At 71.7% G+C, this 14,243-nt stretch carries 13 protein-coding genes; 6 read left to right on the forward strand and 7 right to left on the reverse strand.

Annotated features, from left to right (window positions below; all coding sequences use genetic code 11):
* Positions 1-44 precede the first annotated feature (44 nt).
* The 7 genes from ACFY3D_RS33840 to ACFY3D_RS33870 are packed head-to-tail and all read right to left on the reverse strand — an operon-like array spanning position 45 to position 6,769.
* Entirely contained in the window at positions 45-1,190 is a 1,146-nt protein-coding gene (locus ACFY3D_RS33840; protein WP_350945177.1) for an acyl-CoA dehydrogenase family protein, read from the reverse strand.
* A gap of 8 nt (positions 1,191-1,198) precedes the next feature.
* Entirely contained in the window at positions 1,199-2,845 is a 1,647-nt protein-coding gene (locus ACFY3D_RS33845) for an AMP-binding protein (RefSeq protein WP_389987244.1), read from the reverse strand.
* Entirely contained in the window at positions 2,842-3,801 is a 960-nt protein-coding gene (locus tag ACFY3D_RS33850) for a transketolase family protein (protein ID WP_389987247.1), read from the reverse strand. Before ACFY3D_RS33850 ends, ACFY3D_RS33845 begins: the two co-directional genes overlap by 4 nt.
* Positions 3,798-4,664 (reverse strand): transketolase, encoded by an 867-nt coding sequence (locus tag ACFY3D_RS33855; RefSeq protein WP_389987250.1) that lies wholly within the window; start codon positions 4,662-4,664, stop codon positions 3,798-3,800. Before ACFY3D_RS33855 ends, ACFY3D_RS33850 begins: the two co-directional genes overlap by 4 nt.
* Positions 4,665-4,684: 20 nt before the next feature.
* Positions 4,685-5,710, reverse strand: coding sequence for an N-acetyl-gamma-glutamyl-phosphate reductase (gene argC / locus ACFY3D_RS33860; protein WP_389987254.1), 1,026 nt, complete (start codon positions 5,708-5,710; stop codon positions 4,685-4,687).
* Entirely contained in the window at positions 5,707-6,570 is an 864-nt protein-coding gene (locus ACFY3D_RS33865; RefSeq protein WP_350945182.1) for a RimK family alpha-L-glutamate ligase, read from the reverse strand. The genes argC and ACFY3D_RS33865 overlap by 4 nt, the downstream gene beginning before the upstream one ends.
* Positions 6,571-6,586: 16 nt before the next feature.
* Entirely contained in the window at positions 6,587-6,769 is a 183-nt protein-coding gene (locus ACFY3D_RS33870) for a lysine biosynthesis protein LysW (RefSeq protein WP_350945183.1), read from the reverse strand.
* Between the two features lie 303 nt (positions 6,770-7,072).
* Here ACFY3D_RS33870 and ACFY3D_RS33875 point away from each other — a divergent pair, with 303 nt between their 5' ends.
* The 6 genes from ACFY3D_RS33875 to ACFY3D_RS33900 all read left to right on the forward strand — a co-directional run bounded on the left by ACFY3D_RS33875 (position 7,073) and on the right by ACFY3D_RS33900 (position 14,206).
* The gene (locus ACFY3D_RS33875; RefSeq protein WP_389987257.1) at positions 7,073-8,011 is read left to right on the forward strand and encodes a family 3 encapsulin nanocompartment shell protein; all 939 of its coding nucleotides are present in this window, start codon (positions 7,073-7,075) and stop codon (positions 8,009-8,011) included.
* Complete coding sequence (locus ACFY3D_RS33880) at positions 8,004-8,924, forward strand: sulfotransferase (RefSeq protein ID WP_389987260.1); 921 nt, start codon at positions 8,004-8,006, stop codon at positions 8,922-8,924. Before ACFY3D_RS33875 ends, ACFY3D_RS33880 begins: the two co-directional genes overlap by 8 nt.
* A gap of 24 nt (positions 8,925-8,948) precedes the next feature.
* Positions 8,949-9,719 carry an SDR family oxidoreductase gene (locus tag ACFY3D_RS33885; protein ID WP_350945186.1) on the forward strand — a complete coding sequence of 257 codons (771 nt, stop codon included), beginning with the start codon at positions 8,949-8,951 and terminating at the stop codon, positions 9,717-9,719.
* A 247-nt stretch (positions 9,720-9,966) separates the two neighbouring features.
* Positions 9,967-12,039 (forward strand): M20/M25/M40 family metallo-hydrolase, encoded by a 2,073-nt coding sequence (locus tag ACFY3D_RS33890; RefSeq protein ID WP_389987263.1) that lies wholly within the window; start codon positions 9,967-9,969, stop codon positions 12,037-12,039.
* Positions 12,036-12,968 (forward strand): sulfate adenylyltransferase subunit CysD, encoded by a 933-nt coding sequence (gene cysD, locus ACFY3D_RS33895; RefSeq protein WP_389987266.1) that lies wholly within the window; start codon positions 12,036-12,038, stop codon positions 12,966-12,968. Before ACFY3D_RS33890 ends, cysD begins: the two co-directional genes overlap by 4 nt.
* Complete coding sequence (locus ACFY3D_RS33900) at positions 12,968-14,206, forward strand: sulfate adenylyltransferase subunit 1 (RefSeq protein WP_389987269.1); 1,239 nt, start codon at positions 12,968-12,970, stop codon at positions 14,204-14,206. Before cysD ends, ACFY3D_RS33900 begins: the two co-directional genes overlap by 1 nt.
* Positions 14,207-14,243: the final 37 nt, after the last annotated feature.

Below are 14,243 nucleotides of genomic sequence, written 5' to 3' on the forward strand. Positions count from 1 at the left end.
GTGGGGGCGGTCGGACCGCCCCCACCGGTCGTGTCGTCCGGGAGTCACGGCGCGTTCTCCCGGCCGAGGAGCTTCCTCGCGACGACGAGCTTGGTGGCCGCCGCGGTGCCGTCCGCGAGCTGGAGCCCGATGACGTCCCTGAGCCGCTGCGCGATCGGCCCGTCCTCGGCCCAGCCGAGGTGGCCCATGGTCAGCAGGGACTGGTGGACGGCCTCCATCGCCGCCTTCGGCGCCCACCACTTGGCCATGTTGGAGGGGATCCGCGGGTCCATGCCGTTGTCGGCGCGCCACAGCGCCTCGAAGGACACCAGCCGCGCCGCGTGCAGCATGGTCGCGTGCTCGACCAGGGGGAAGGCGACCGCCTGGAAGGTGCCGATGGGCCGGCCGAACGCCTCCCTGGCGCCCGCGTGGGCGATGGCCTCGTCGAGCGCGGCCTTGGCGACCCCGAGCGCCATCAGCGAGATGTACGCCCGCGAGACGCCGAACCCGCGCATGACCGCCGCGAAGCCGAGTCCCGGCTGCCCGACCACGTCCTCGGGGCCGACGCGGACGCCGTCGAAGACGAACCTGCCGCGCCCGCCGGACCGGCAGCCGAGGTCGGGGAGGGTCTCGCGGCTCACCCCCGCCTGGTCGAGCCGGATGTAGAAGGCGGTGATGCCGTGCGCTCCGGCCTCCCCCGTACGCGCGAAGACGAGGCCGTGCGTGGCGTAGGCGGCGATCATGATGGAGGTCTTCTCGCCGTTCAGCACCCATCCGTCGCCGTCGGGCTCGGCGCGCATCTCGATGCCCGCGGCGTCGGTGCCGTGGCCGGGCTCGGTGAGGCAGAGCGCGACGATCGACTCACCGCGGGAGATCGGCGGCAGCCAGCCCGCCAGCTGCTCCGGAGCGCAGTTCGCCGCGAGGACACCGCCGATGAGGGCGGCGTTGAGCACGGGATAGCAGACGGACAGGTCCGCCGCCGCCAGCTCCTCAAGGGCGATGCCCGCGCTCGTCGCGTCGAGCCCGAGCCCTCCGTACTCCTCGGGCATCCGGAGCGCGAACAGACCCTCCTCGCCCAACTCGGCGAGGAGCCCCGGACGGTATTCGCGCCGCACGTCGCTCTCCCGGCGGTACGGGGCGATCCTGTCGGCCGCGAACTCCCGCACCCGCTTGGCGAGCGCCTGCTGATCACTGGTGAATTCGAAGTCCATGTGGTGTCCTAAGCCCGGAGCCGGTCGCGCAAGGCGAATTTCTGGATCTTCCCGGAGGGGGTTCTCGGCAGCGACGGCACGATCTCCAGCCGCTCGGGCCAGTACTGCTTGGCCATGCCGAGGCCGGAGAGGTGGCCGCGCATGTCGTCGAGGGTGAGCGGGGAGGCCGCCGAGGAGTCCGCCGTGACGAGGATCGCGCAGGCGCGCTCGCCCAGCCGCCGGTCCGGGTAGCCGACGACCGCGACGTCCTTGACGGAGGGGTGCCGCAGCAGGGCCGCCTCCACCTCCACGACGGGGATGTTCTCCGCGCCGCGCATGATGACGTCCTTGACCCGGCCGGTGATCCGGATGCCTCCGTAGCCGTCCTCGCGGGCCAGGTCCCCGGTGTCGAACCAGCCGTCCTCGGTGAGCGACTCGGCGTACACCTCGGGGCGGCGGAAGTAGCCGAGGCACTGGGCGGCACCGCGGACCTGGAGCAGGCCGGGCTGTCCCGCGGCCACCGGCTCGCCCCCTCGGCCGACGATCCGGACCTCCATCCCCGGTACGGGGGTGCCGTCGCTCTCGGCCGCGCGCATCGGCGGGTCCTCGGGACGGGTGATCGTCACGCAGCCGTTCTCGCTCATGCCCCACAGGGCGTACACCCGGCAGCCGAGGACCTCCCGCGCGTCCTCCACGAGGAGCGGCGCGATCGGCGCGCTGCCGGTGGCGAACGTGAGCAGCGCCGACAGGTCCCTCGGACCGGTGCGCTGCGCCTCGATGAGGTCGGAGAGGAACGTGGGCGCGCCCATGAAGAACGTGACCCTCCGCTCCTCCAGGATCCGCAGCATCACGGCCGGGTCCCACGCGTCCACCTGCACGGCCGTCGCGCCGAGGATGAGCGGCATGAGGAAGTTCCAGGTGTAACCGGCCTGGTGGGTCGTGGGGGACCCCATCGCCGTCACCTCGTCGCCGGTGAGGTGAAGCACGTCGGCCTGTGCCCTGTTCATCGAGTACAGGGTGTTGTGGCTGTGCACGACGCCTTTCGGCTCACCGGTCGTGCCCGAGGTGAACACGACCTGGGCGGGGTCGTCCGGGCCGGCTTCGAGGGCGTCGAGGGCCTCGACCTCCTCGGCGGTGGGCTCGGGGCCGAGGAGGTCGCGGTCGAAGTCCAGCGCCCCACCCCTACCGCCGTCGCCCTCGCCGCTGCCGCTGCCGGCACCGCCGCCGAGCAGCACCCGGTGGCGCAGGCTCGGGACGGCACGGGCGACCTCGGCGCTCATGTCCGCGTACGAGAAGCCGCGGAACTCCGTCGCCGCGATGTAGACCGGGCTCTCGGTGAGCCGGGTCATGAACTCGACCTCGCGCCTGCGCATGATGGGGACGACCGGGCCCGCCACGGCGCCGATCCGCGCGCACGCGAGGATCGACGCGACGAGCTGCCAGGAGTTGGGCAGCTGCAGGGTCACCACGTCACCGCGTCCCACGCCCAGCCGCACCAGGCTCGCCGCGAGACGGTCGACGCGCCGGGCGAGCTCGGCGTAGGTCACCGTCTCCGCGGCGCCGTCCCGGTAGCAGACCAGCGCCGGCTTGTCCGGGTGGTTCGCGACGGAACGCCGGAGGTCGTCGAGGACGGTCTCGTCGCGCCACTGGCCCGAGCGCCGGAAGTCCTCCTTCATCGGCTCCTCCTCGTTCTGCCCAGGGCGGTCCTGGCCCGCGCGGCCACGGCCTGGGGCGTGATGCCGCCCCGCTCCAGGAGGTACTTCTGGCTCCCGGCGACCGGGACGAACGCGTCGGGCATCGCCACCCGGCACACCCTGACCGGCAGGATCTCCGAGAGGTTCTCGGCGACGGCGGCGCCGAAGCCGCCGGCGCGCCAGTGCTCCTCGACCGTGACCACGACGCCGGTCGTGCTCGCCGCGGCGGCGAGCGTCGCCGTGTCCAGCGGCTTGACCGTGTGTACGTGGATCACCGACGCCGCGATGCCGTCCCGCTCCAGCAGGTCCGCGGCGTCGAGGGCGGCGAGCACCGGGTACGGGCCGCAGGCGGCGAGCGTGACGTCGCCGCCCTCCCGCAGGATCTGGGCCTGCCCGATTCGCACGGGCGGCCCTTCCGGGAGGTCGGGGGTGGCGTTGCGGCCCAGCCGGAAGTAGACGGGACCCGGCAGGGCGAGGGCCTGGCGGAACAGCTCGTCCGTGGTGGCCTCGTCCGCGGGGACGACGACGGTCATGTTCGGCAGGTTCCGCATCACGGCCAGGTCCTCCAGCGAGTGGTGGGTGGGGCCGAGATGGCCGCCCGACACTCCGGAGTGGGTCGCGGCGATGCGGACGGGCAGGTTGTTGAGCGCGATGTCGACCTTGACGGCCTCCAGCGCCCGGGTGGAGGCGAACGCCGCCATCGTGTTCACGACGGGCACCCGCCCCTCCTTGGCGAGCCCGGCGGCGGCGCCCATGAGGGTGTGCTCGGCGATGCCCAGGTTGAGGTACCTGTCGGCCGCCTCGCCGAAGTCGACCCCGCCGAACAGGCCGGTGTCGCTGTCCAGGCAGACCAGCCGCTCGTCGTCCGGCATGAGTTCCACGAGCACGTCGCGGTAGACCTCGCGGGACGAGCGCGTCTTGAGGGTGGTGGCGGTCATCGCCGTTCTCCTTCCGGGGTGGCACGCAGGGCGGAGAGCGCGCGGCGGTGCTGGCGGTCGCCCAGCTTGGCGTAGTGGCTGCGTGCCTGGCCCTCGATGAAGGGCAGGCCCTTGCCTTTGACGGTGTGGGCGATGATCAGGGTGGGACGTCCCGGCTCGGGCGGCGCGGTGAGCGCCTCGGTCAGCGCGGCGACGTCGTGGCCGTCCGCCTCTCTGACGTGCCAGCCGAAGGCCCGCCACCGGTCGGCGAGGGGTTCCAGGTTGTTGACGAAATCCGTCGCGCCGGTGATCTGGAGGCGGTTGCGGTCGACCACGGCGGTGAGGTTCTCCAGCCCGTGGCTCGCGGCCACACTCGCCGCCTCCCAGACCGAGCCCTCCTGGAGCTCGCCGTCGCCCATGACCACGAAGCACCGGCGGTCGGAGCCGTCGAGCCTGGCCGCGAGCGCCACCCCGACCCCCAGCGCGAGGCCGTGACCGAGGGAGCCGGACGGCATCTCCACGCCGGGGACCTCGGCGTGGGGGTGGGCCATGAAGGCGCTGCCCGGCCGCGCGTAGTCGGTGAGCCGCTCTGAGGGGAAGAAGCCGGCCTCGCAGAGGGTCGCGTACAGGGCGATGCCCGCGTGCCCCTTGCTCAGCAGCAGCATGTCGCGGTCGGGCGAGCCCGGATTCCGAGGGTCGATTCGCATGATCCGGAAGTACAGGGTGGCGAGGACCTCGACGAGGGACATGGAACCCCCCAGGTGCCCGCCCTCGGGACTCGCGCACATGTTCACGATGTGTTCCCTGATCCGGCCGGTCATCGCGGCCGGATCGGCCTTCTGCCCGGCTCGGATCGCACCCGGCAGGGTGGAGATGCCGCTCATGTCTACTCCTTTCGCCTCGGTCAGTTCGGATGCAGGCCGGTGAAGTCGAGCCCGAGGGGCTCGGGCAGGCCGAGCCGGATGTTCATGCACTGCACCGCGTTCCCGGAACCGCCCTTGACCAGGTTGTCCAGGGCCGCGATCACCGTCACGTCGGACGCCCCCGGGTCCAGGGCGAAGCCGACGTCGCAGAAGTTGGAACCGGACAGGATCTTCGCGTCGGGGAACCGGTGCAGGCCGCGCCGCTGGGCGACCACCCGGACGAACGGCTCGTCGCCGTAGCGTCCCCGGTAGGCGGAGCGGATGTCGCGCTCGGTGACGCCGTCGGCGAGGCGTGCCCTGCAGACGAGCTGCACTCCTCGTACGGCCTCCACTCCGGTCGCGGTCATCCGGACCGGGAGCCCGGTCGCCTGGGAGATCTCCGCCTCGTGCCGGTGTCGCGTCGGGGCGAAGACCCTGAGCGCGCCACTGCGTTCGGCGTGCAGGTTCTCCGAGCCCGCGGTCGCTCCGGCACCGCTGGAACCGGTCCTGGCGTCGACCGTTATCTCGTCCCTGATCAGCCCGGCCTCGGCCAGCGGGGTGAGCGCGAGGATCCCGGCGTTCGCCATGCAGCCGGGCACGCTGATCCGGTCGGCCGTCCGCAGGCGGTCCCGGTGGAACTCCGGTATGCCGGGCACGAAGGTGCCGAGCAGGTCGACGGCCTCGTGCGGGAGCCCGTAGTAGCTCTCGTAGGTGTCGGTGGACCTCAGCCGGAAGTCGCCGGACAGGTCGATGACCGTGTCGGCCATGTCGAGGAACTCCGGCATCCGGCGCATCGTCTCTCGATGCGGGGTGGCGAGGAACAGCACGTCGTAGTGGTCGAGCCGGTCCTCGGGGCAGAAGGTGAGCCGGGTCCTTCCCCTCAGGTTCGGGTGGACGCCGTCGATCTGGCGGCCTTGCAGGCGCCGCGAGGTGGCGGCGGCCAGCTCGACCTTCGGATGGGTGGTCAGGATGCGCAGGAGCTCGCCGCCGATGTAGCCGGCGGCCCCGACGACCGCGACGCGTGTCATGTCTCCCCCCTCGCGATGAGATGGGCCGCGATGGCGTCCGCCACGTCGACCCTGGAGCCGTGGGCCTGCTGGAAGCCCCGGAACTCCACCCGGTCGTTGACTTCGAGCACGGTGAGGTGCCCGTCCATGTCCTCGATGAGGTCGACGCCCGCGATGTCGGCGCCGACCGCCTCCGCGGCGGCGACCGCGAGCTTGACGTGGTCGGGGCCGAGCGGGCAGTACTCGCTCACCGCGCCCCTCGCCACGTTGGTACGCCACTCCTCTCCCTTGCGGTAGGTCGCGCCGAGCGCCTCGCCGCCCACGACGAGGACGCGGATGTCGCGGTCGGCCTTGGGCACCTGTTCCTGCAGGTAGATCACGTGCGACTGCGGCGAGGGCAGTGCGGCGACGTGTTCGAGCACGGCCGTCGCCACGGCGCGGTCGGTGACCCTGGTCACCAGCCGGCCCCAGGAGCCGACGAGTGGCTTGATCACGGCCGGGTAGCCGATCGTGTCCAGGGCCTCCAGCGCCGCCTCCGACGTCATCGCCAGCGCGGTCCTGGGCGTCGGCAGCCCGCTTTTCAGCAGGGCCGCCGACGTGTGCCACTTGTCGCCGCTGAGATGCGTGGCGGCGGCGCTGTTGAGCACCGTCACCCCCGCCGACTCCAGGGCACTCGCCGCGTACAGGGCGCGGAAGTGCCCGACCTCGCGGTTGAGGACGAGGTTCGGTCCGCTCCAGGGGGAGCCGTTCGCGACGAACAGCGACCTGGGATCCAGATGTTCGAACCTGGCGCCGCGCCGTTCGAGCGCGGCCATGATGTTCTTCTCCTCGAACCGCACTCGCGAGGCGAGGACGGCGAGGTGGGGTGCTACGGAATCCACGGCACAGCTCCCTGTGTCACTCGCCCCAGTCTTCTTCGACGTCCGGTGCGAGCATGAGCGTCGGCGGCTGGACGGAGGCGATCTCCAGCTCGCTCCGGCAGTCCAGGCACTCGACGATCTCGCTCACCCGGGCGTCCCCGTCGATCGGCACCTCGGCCGAGCACTCGGGGCACTCCGGACCGTTCAGAACTTTCTGCATGGGCTCATCCCTGTCGGTTGATGTGAGTTATTTCTCGCATAAACCGTAACCCGATTCCGCATAAAACATCTAATAAGCGCTTTTGCTCGGAATGAATGTGCTCGCTTATAGGGCGATCTCATAACTATCGGGCTATTACCTCATAAGCATCGCTTCTTGGCTAGGGGCCGAAAATGTCCATGTCGGATGATTAAGCTCGCTAGTGATGATTATTTCCGGCTTTTTCCTCATCGCCGGCACACCAGGCGAACGTCCGGAGCACCGACGCAGGGCGTCTCCGGAACAGCTCCAGAAGGAGGGGTAATGCGAGGAATCGCAGAGAGTCCTGCCGTCAACGGCAACGGTGCCCACCCGGCTCCATCCGATCTTGAATTCGACCTCGGAACCGTGGCGCGCACCCCCGGCGAGGAGTTCGCGGCGGCCGTGGGCGTGGCCCGCGACCGTGCCGACACCGACGAGCGCGAGGACCTGGTGGTGTCCTTCGGCACGCACCTGCCCGCGTCGTTCCCGCTCTTCGCCTCCCGTCCCCGCTATCCGGTACGCCACCTGCTGAAGACCGCGCCCGTGGCCGGCGACCCGGCGCCCTACGTCTACGAGCCCCCTCGGGGAGCGGTGAGCGAGTCGGGCGTCTCCTACGCCGCCACCCCCGAGGCGGCCTTCGCGCCGAGGCTGGAGGAGGCGCGGCTCACCGACCTCACCGTCTCCGTTCCGCTCCCCGAGGGAATCCTCGACAAGCCGGCCCTGCTCGCCCCGTACGTCGACTACCGCGTGCTCGTCCGGCTGTCGGTGGCGGAGAACGAGGCGCTGCTGCACGGCACCGGCGACGGCGCGATCACCGGGCTGCTCCGGCTGCCGGACACCCGCCACCGCGAGACCGACCTCGCCCTTGAGGAGGCGGTCACCCAGACCGCCGCCGAGGTGGAGGAGACCGGCGGCTCGTGCGACGGCATCGTCGCCCACCCCGCCGTCTACTGGGAGATGGTGCGGACGGGCATGCTCGCCCGCCTCGCCGTCGCCGGGATCACCGTGTCGAGGACACGCATGATCCCGAAGGACACCCTGCTCATGGGAGACTTCCGCGCCGCGTTCACCCTGTTGCTGCCGGGCGTCTCCTCCATCACGCTGCGACGCGGCGCCGGGAGCGACGGCGCCGACCTCGTCGAGGCGAGCAGCCGCGTCGGCCTCGCCGTGCACCTGCCGCAGCACCTGATCACGCTCTCGTGGGGTGGTCGCCGTGGGTGACCCGCGGATCCTGTACATCACCGGGTGGATGCGCAGCGGCAGCACCCTGCTCGGCAACGTCCTCGGCGAGCTTCCCGGCGTCCTGCACGCCGGCGAGCTGCACTACCTGTGGCAGAACGGCGTGCTGAACGCCGGGACGAACTCCACCTGCGGCTGCGGCAGGGACCTCACCGCGTGCGACGTCTGGTCCCCGGTCCTCGGGGACGGCGATGTGGCGGGGATCGGCGCCGCGCGCCGGATGACGATCCTGCAGCGCTCCCTGCTGCGTACCCGCCACACCCGCGACCGCCTCGCCGAGGCGAGGGGGAAGGCGAGGACGGCGCCCGGGGTCGAGGAGGCGCTTGGACGCACCGCCTCCATCTACCGGACGCTGGCGGAGCGAGGCGGCGAGCGCCTGATCGTGGACGGCTCGAAGTATCCCGCCGAGGCCGCCGCGCTGCTGGGACGCGCGGACCTGGACGTCCGGGTGCTGCACATGGTGCGAGACCCCCGCGCGACGGCCTTCTCCTACAAGAACGCCAAGGACTACATCGACCCGATGAGCCCCGCCCGCAGCAGCGGGTACTGGAGCGCGTTCAACACCGCCTCCGAACTCGTCGGAGCGGCCGCCCCCGACCGCTACCTGAGGGTCGTGCACGAGGACCTCTGCGCCCGGCCGCGAGAGGTCCTGGCGCGGGTCATGCGCTTCGCCGGACTGGCGGGAGAGCCGCCGGTCGACGAGACCGGCCTGGTCTCGCTCGGGGAGAACCACACGGTGACCGGCAACCCCGACCGGCTGTCCAAGGGCGACACGGTGATCCGTTCCGACGAGCGCTGGCGCACCAGGCTGTCCGCGCGGGAGATCGCCGCCGCGACCGCGCCCGCCTTGCCGCTGCTCACCCGCTACGGGTACCCGATCCTGCCGACCAGGTAGGCACGAGAATTAGGGAGCCATTTCATGGACCTTCGGCTTAAAGGGCGCGTGGCACTGGTGGCGGCTTCGAGCAGCGGGCTCGGGCTGGCCGTCGCCAAGGCCCTCGCGGCGGAGGGAGCGAACGTCTCGATCTGCGGTCGTGACCCCGCGAGGCTCGCCCTCGCCCACGTCGAGGTCAACGCGATGGGAACGGGCGAGGTGCTCAGCACCCCGGTGGACCTGTGCGACGAGCGGGCCGCCGCCGAATGGGTGCGGCGGACCGCGGACACGTTCGGCGGCCTCGACGTCGTGGTGACCAATACCGGCGGGGTCCCGTTCGGACCCGTCGACAGCTTCCAGGTCGCCGACTACCGCGCGGCGATCGACGGGAACCTCCTGCCGCACGTGAGCATCACCCTCGCGGCGCTGCCCTTCGTCAAGGAGGGCGGCTGGGGGCGCATGCTGATGATCGCCTCCGAGTCCGTGCGCCAGCCCCACCCCGAGAGCGGGTTGTCGTCGGTGGCCCGGCTGGGCCTGCTCGGCTACATGAAGGGCCTGGTGCACGCGCTCGGCGCGAACGGGGTCACGGTCAACATCCTCGCCCCGGGTTTCCACCGCACCCCCATCCTCGACGAGCAGTTCGGCGCGGACGTGGAGACGGAGATCGCCCGCGTCGCCGAGCGGATCCCCCTCGGCAGGATCGGGAACGTGGCGGATTTCGGCGCGCTGGCCGCCATGCTCGCCAGCGACCAGGCCTCGTACGTCACGGGCACGGTTTTCGTGGCCGACGGAGGCAACACCCGCGGCATCGGCTGAAGGCGCCGGCCGAACGCCGACGGAACACGTCGACGGAAGACGCCGACGGAGCACGCCGACGGAGCACGCCGACGGAGCACGCCGACGGAGCACGCCGACAGGACACGCCGATGGAAGACGCCGACAGGACACGTCGACGGAAGACGTCGGCCGGAGGCGCCGACCGAAGAGTCGGCCGAAGGCATCGGACGGAAGCACCGGTCGAAGACATCGGCTGAAGGGCCGGAAAGCTGAGGAGGAGCGAAAGATGTCCGTACTCGGACACGTCGCCAGCACGCGCAAGGCGGCACTCTACGTAGTCAAGATAGGGAGCGCGAGTCTCGGCCACGACGCGCTCTTCGACGAGGTGGCCCTGCTGCGCCGCCGTGGCGCCCGCGTGCTCCTCGTCGCGGGCGGCGCGGCCGGCATCGCGCGGCACTACGCCGACATCGGCCGTCCCGTCAGGACGCTGAGCCTGCGAGGCGACAGCGCGGTGCGCTACTGCCCTCCCGAGGAGATGCCGCACATCGTGGACGCGTACGAGCGGGTGACGCTGCCGCGCGTGCGCGACGCGCTCACCGCGCGCGGACTCACCGTCTTCACCTCGGTCGCGCGGGACGGGGCACTGGTGAGCGCCCTGGCCAACCGGCCGCTGCGGGCCGTGGTGGACGGCAGGACGACGGTGGTCCGCGACCACCGGGCGGGCACCGTGACCGACGTGGCCGCGGACCGGGTCCAGGCGCTGCTCGACGCGTTCGACGTGGTGTGCCTCTCGCCGCCCGTCGCCGACGGCGCGGGCGGTTCCGCGCTCAACGTCGACGCCGACGTCCTCGCCGCCGAGCTGGCCAACGCCCTCGACGCCGACCACCTGCGCCTCGTCACCGGCACACCCGGCCTGCTCGGCGATCCCGAGGACCGGGCGAGTCGCCTCGTCGACGTGGTACGCGGCGAGGGGGAACGGTTCGCGCGCGGCAGGATGCGGCAGAAGGTACGCGCGGCGGAGATCGCCCTCGACGGGAGCGCCGACGTCGCGATAACCGGGCCGCACACCCTGTCCCCCGCGTCGGGGACGCGCTTCTGGCGCGTCCGGCCACCCGCACCCGACCTGTCGCTCCTGTCGCGAACCGTGGAGATCTCCTCGGTGTCGGCCGACGAGCGGGAGCTCGCCGAATACCTGGTGGAGTGGTGCGCCGAGCGCGGCGTCCACGCGGAGATCGACGCGGCCGGCAACCTCGTGGCCACCCGCGGCTCGGGCGACCGGCGGCTGCTCATGCTCGGACACCTCGACACCGTGCCGCACCGGTGGCCGGTGCGCTGGGACGGGCTCACGATCAGCGGCAGGGGCTGCGTCGACGCCAAGGCGAGCCTCGTCGCCTACCTGGAGACCCTGGTGGAGATGGACGTGCCGAGCTGGGCGCAGGTGCGCGTCATCGGCGCGGTCGAGGAGGAGGTCACCTCGGCGGGGGCCTTCCACGCCAGGGACCACTACCCGGCGGACGCGGTGATCGTGGGCGAGCCCAGCGGCGAGAAGGCCCTCACCATCGGCTACTACGGCCTGTGCAAGGTGCGGCTGCGGGTCGGCCACAGCGTCGGGCACACCGCGGGGCAGGGGGTCACCACCGCCGCCGACCGGCTGGTGGACGTGCTGAGCCGGCTCCGCGACGAGATCGGCGCGGCCGACCCGCAGGCGCTGGTGGCCGTGCTCGGCATCCACGCCAGGAACGGCGGGGACGTCCAGGTGGGCGAGGCCGTCATCGACGTGCGGGTCCCGCCGACCCTGGACCTGGAACACCTCGTCGACCTCGTCCACCGGGTCGCGGGGCCGGTCGCCGTGCAGGTGCTCCGCGCCACACCCGGAGTGATCACCTCCCGTACCAGCCCGCTCGTGAAGGCGTTCTCGCGCGCCTTCAGGGAGGAGGGCGTGGCCCCGAGGTTCCTCGCGAAGAAGGGGAGCAGTGACATGAACACCCTCGCCACCACCTGGCGGGGAGTGCCCATGGTCGCCTACGGCGCGGGGGACGCCGCGCTCGACCACACACCGGACGAGCACCTCGACGCCGAGGAGTTCCGGCGCTCCAGGACCGTGCTGGCCAGGGCGGTCGCGAACTGGGTGGCGGAGGGCCGCCCGCGGGCCACGCCGTCCGCCGCCGAAGGAACCGCGGACACCGGAACCGTGGGAAGCCCCGGAAGCCCGGGAAGCCCGGGAAACGCTGCGGGCGTCAACGGCGCCCGGCCCGTCGAAGCCGCCGAGACCGCGAACGGAACCGGCACCTTCGAGGACGTCGAAGCCGCCGCCCTCGTGACCGTCGCGGCCGCCGCAGGAGAGAGGACATCACGATGACAACGATCGCCGTCGACGAGACCGTCGACCACACCTACCAGCTGTCCCACCTGGCCGCGCTGGAGTCGGAGGCCGCCCACATCTTCAGGGAGACGGCCGGGGAGTTCGACCGGCCGGTCATCCTCTTCTCCGGGGGCAAGGACTCCATCGTCATGCTCCACCTGGCGCGCAAGGCGTTCGCCCCCGCGCCGGTGCCGTTCCCGCTGCTGCACGTCGACACCGGCCACAACTTTCCCGAGGTCATCGCCTACCGGGACCGCGTCGTCGCCGAGTACGGGCTGCGGCTGAAGGTCGCCTCGGTCCAGGACTACATCGACCGGGGTGAGCTGGCCGAACGGCCCGACGGCTCACGCAACCCGCTGCAGACGGTGCCGCTGCTCGAAGCCATCGAGAAGAACCGCTTCGACGCGGTCTTCGGCGGCGGGCGGCGGGACGAGGAGAAGGCCCGCGCCAAGGAGCGGGTGTTCTCGCTGCGCGACGACTTCGGCGGCTGGGACCCGCGACGGCAGCGGCCCGAGCTGTGGAACCTCTACAACGGCCGCCACTCGCCCGGCGAGCACGTCCGCGTCTTCCCGCTGTCGAACTGGACCGAGCTGGACGTGTGGCAGTACATCCTCTCCGAGGGCATCGAGCTGCCGCCGATCTACTTCGCGCACGAGCGTGAGGTCTTCTCACGCCGGGGCATGTGGCTCGCCCCCGGCGCGTGGGGCGGCCCGAGGAGGGACGAACGCCTGGAGCGGCGTCTCGTGCGGTACCGCACGGTCGGCGACATGTCGTGCACGGGCGCCGTCGACTCCGGCGCCGCCACCCTGGAGGAGGTCATCGAGGAGATCCGCTCCTCACGGCTGACCGAGCGAGGGGCCACCCGCGCCGACGACAAGCTGAGCGAGGCCGCCATGGAGGACCGCAAACGGGAGGGGTACTTCTGATGACCACCACACTGCTTCGCTTCGCCACCGCCGGATCCGTGGACGACGGGAAGTCCACCCTCGTGGGCCGGCTGCTGTACGACTCCAAGTCGATCCTCGCCGACCAGCTGGAGGCGGTGGAGAGCGCCTCGCGCAAGCAGGGGCGGGAGACCGCCGACCTCGCCCTGCTCACGGACGGCCTGCGCGCCGAGCGTGAGCAGGGGATCACCATCGACGTCGCGTACCGCTACTTCGCCACCGCGCGCAGGCGCTTCATCCTCGCCGACACGCCGGGACACGTGCAGTACACCCGCAACATGGTCACCGGCGCCTCGACCGCGGAGCTGGTGCTCATCGTCGTCGACGCCCGCAACGGCGTCGCCTCGCAGACCAGGCGGCACGCCGCCGTCGCCGGGCTCCTGCGGGTGCCCCACGTCGTGCTGGCCGTGAACAAGATGGATCTCGTCGGCTGGGACGAGGAGGTGTTCGCGGCGATCGCCGAGGAGTTCACCCGGTACGCCTCCGGCCTCGGGATCGGCGAGGTGACCGCGATCCCGATCTCCGCGCTCACCGGCGACAACATCGTCACCCCCTCGCCGAACATGGACTGGCACACCGGGCCCACGATCATGGAGCTCCTGGAGACCGTGCGGGTGGGCACCGACCCCTCGGGGACGCCCGCCCGGCTTCCCGTCCAGTACGTGATCCGGGCGAACGGCCGCCGTGCCTACGCCGGCCAGATCTCCAACGGCGTCCTGCGGGTCGGCGAGCGGGTCACGGTGCTCCCCGGCGGGCAGACGTCCACGGTGGAGGCGATCGACGTGCTCGGCGATCCGGTCGACACGGCGTGGGCGCCGCAGTCGGTCGCCGTGCGCCTGCGTGACGACATCGACGTCTCAAGGGGTTCCCTCATCGTGCCGGAGGACGCGGCGCCCGCCCTCACCTGGGAGCTTCGGGTGACCACCTGTCACCTGCACGAGCGCGCCCTGCGCGTCGGGGAACGGGTGCTGGTCAAGCACACCACCAGGACGGTCCAGGCGGTCGTCGAGGACATCGTGCCCTCCGCCGCGCTCGGGGAGCTCACCTGCGCCCCGGGCGCGGACAGCCTCGCCGTGAACGAGATCGCGAGTGTCGTGCTGCGCACCACCGAGCCCCTCGCGGTCGATCCCTACGCGCACTCCCGTACGACGGGCTCCTGCCTGCTGATCGATCCGGCGGACGGGACCACCCGCGCGGCGGGGATCATCGAGGCTTCCTGAGTGTGGAGGTCCTCACCCCGGGTGGAGGAGACGAGGA

The organism is Streptosporangium sp. NPDC000509 (assembly GCF_042898365.1).
Taxonomy (GTDB): Bacteria; Actinomycetota; Actinomycetes; order Streptosporangiales; family Streptosporangiaceae; genus Streptosporangium.

Excerpts from the sequence above, each read along its gene's own strand:
- ACFY3D_RS33840 (WP_350945177.1), bottom strand. The coding sequence starts at position 1,190 with ATGGACTTCGAATTCACCAGTGATCAGCAGGCGCTCGCCAAGCGGGTG.
- ACFY3D_RS33845 (WP_389987244.1), bottom strand. The coding sequence starts at position 2,845 with ATGAAGGAGGACTTCCGGCGCTCGGGCCAGTGGCGCGACGAGACCGTC.
- ACFY3D_RS33850 (WP_389987247.1), bottom strand. The coding sequence starts at position 3,801 with ATGACCGCCACCACCCTCAAGACGCGCTCGTCCCGCGAGGTCTACCGC.
- ACFY3D_RS33855 (WP_389987250.1), bottom strand. The coding sequence starts at position 4,664 with ATGAGCGGCATCTCCACCCTGCCGGGTGCGATCCGAGCCGGGCAGAAG.
- argC (WP_389987254.1), bottom strand. The coding sequence starts at position 5,710 with ATGACACGCGTCGCGGTCGTCGGGGCCGCCGGCTACATCGGCGGCGAG.
- ACFY3D_RS33870 (WP_350945183.1), bottom strand. The coding sequence starts at position 6,769 with ATGCAGAAAGTTCTGAACGGTCCGGAGTGCCCCGAGTGCTCGGCCGAG.
- ACFY3D_RS33875 (WP_389987257.1), top strand. The coding sequence starts at position 7,073 with ATGCGAGGAATCGCAGAGAGTCCTGCCGTCAACGGCAACGGTGCCCAC.
- ACFY3D_RS33885 (WP_350945186.1), top strand. The coding sequence starts at position 8,949 with ATGGACCTTCGGCTTAAAGGGCGCGTGGCACTGGTGGCGGCTTCGAGC.
- ACFY3D_RS33890 (WP_389987263.1), top strand. The coding sequence starts at position 9,967 with ATGTCCGTACTCGGACACGTCGCCAGCACGCGCAAGGCGGCACTCTAC.
- cysD (WP_389987266.1), top strand. The coding sequence starts at position 12,036 with ATGACAACGATCGCCGTCGACGAGACCGTCGACCACACCTACCAGCTG.
- ACFY3D_RS33900 (WP_389987269.1), top strand. The coding sequence starts at position 12,968 with ATGACCACCACACTGCTTCGCTTCGCCACCGCCGGATCCGTGGACGAC.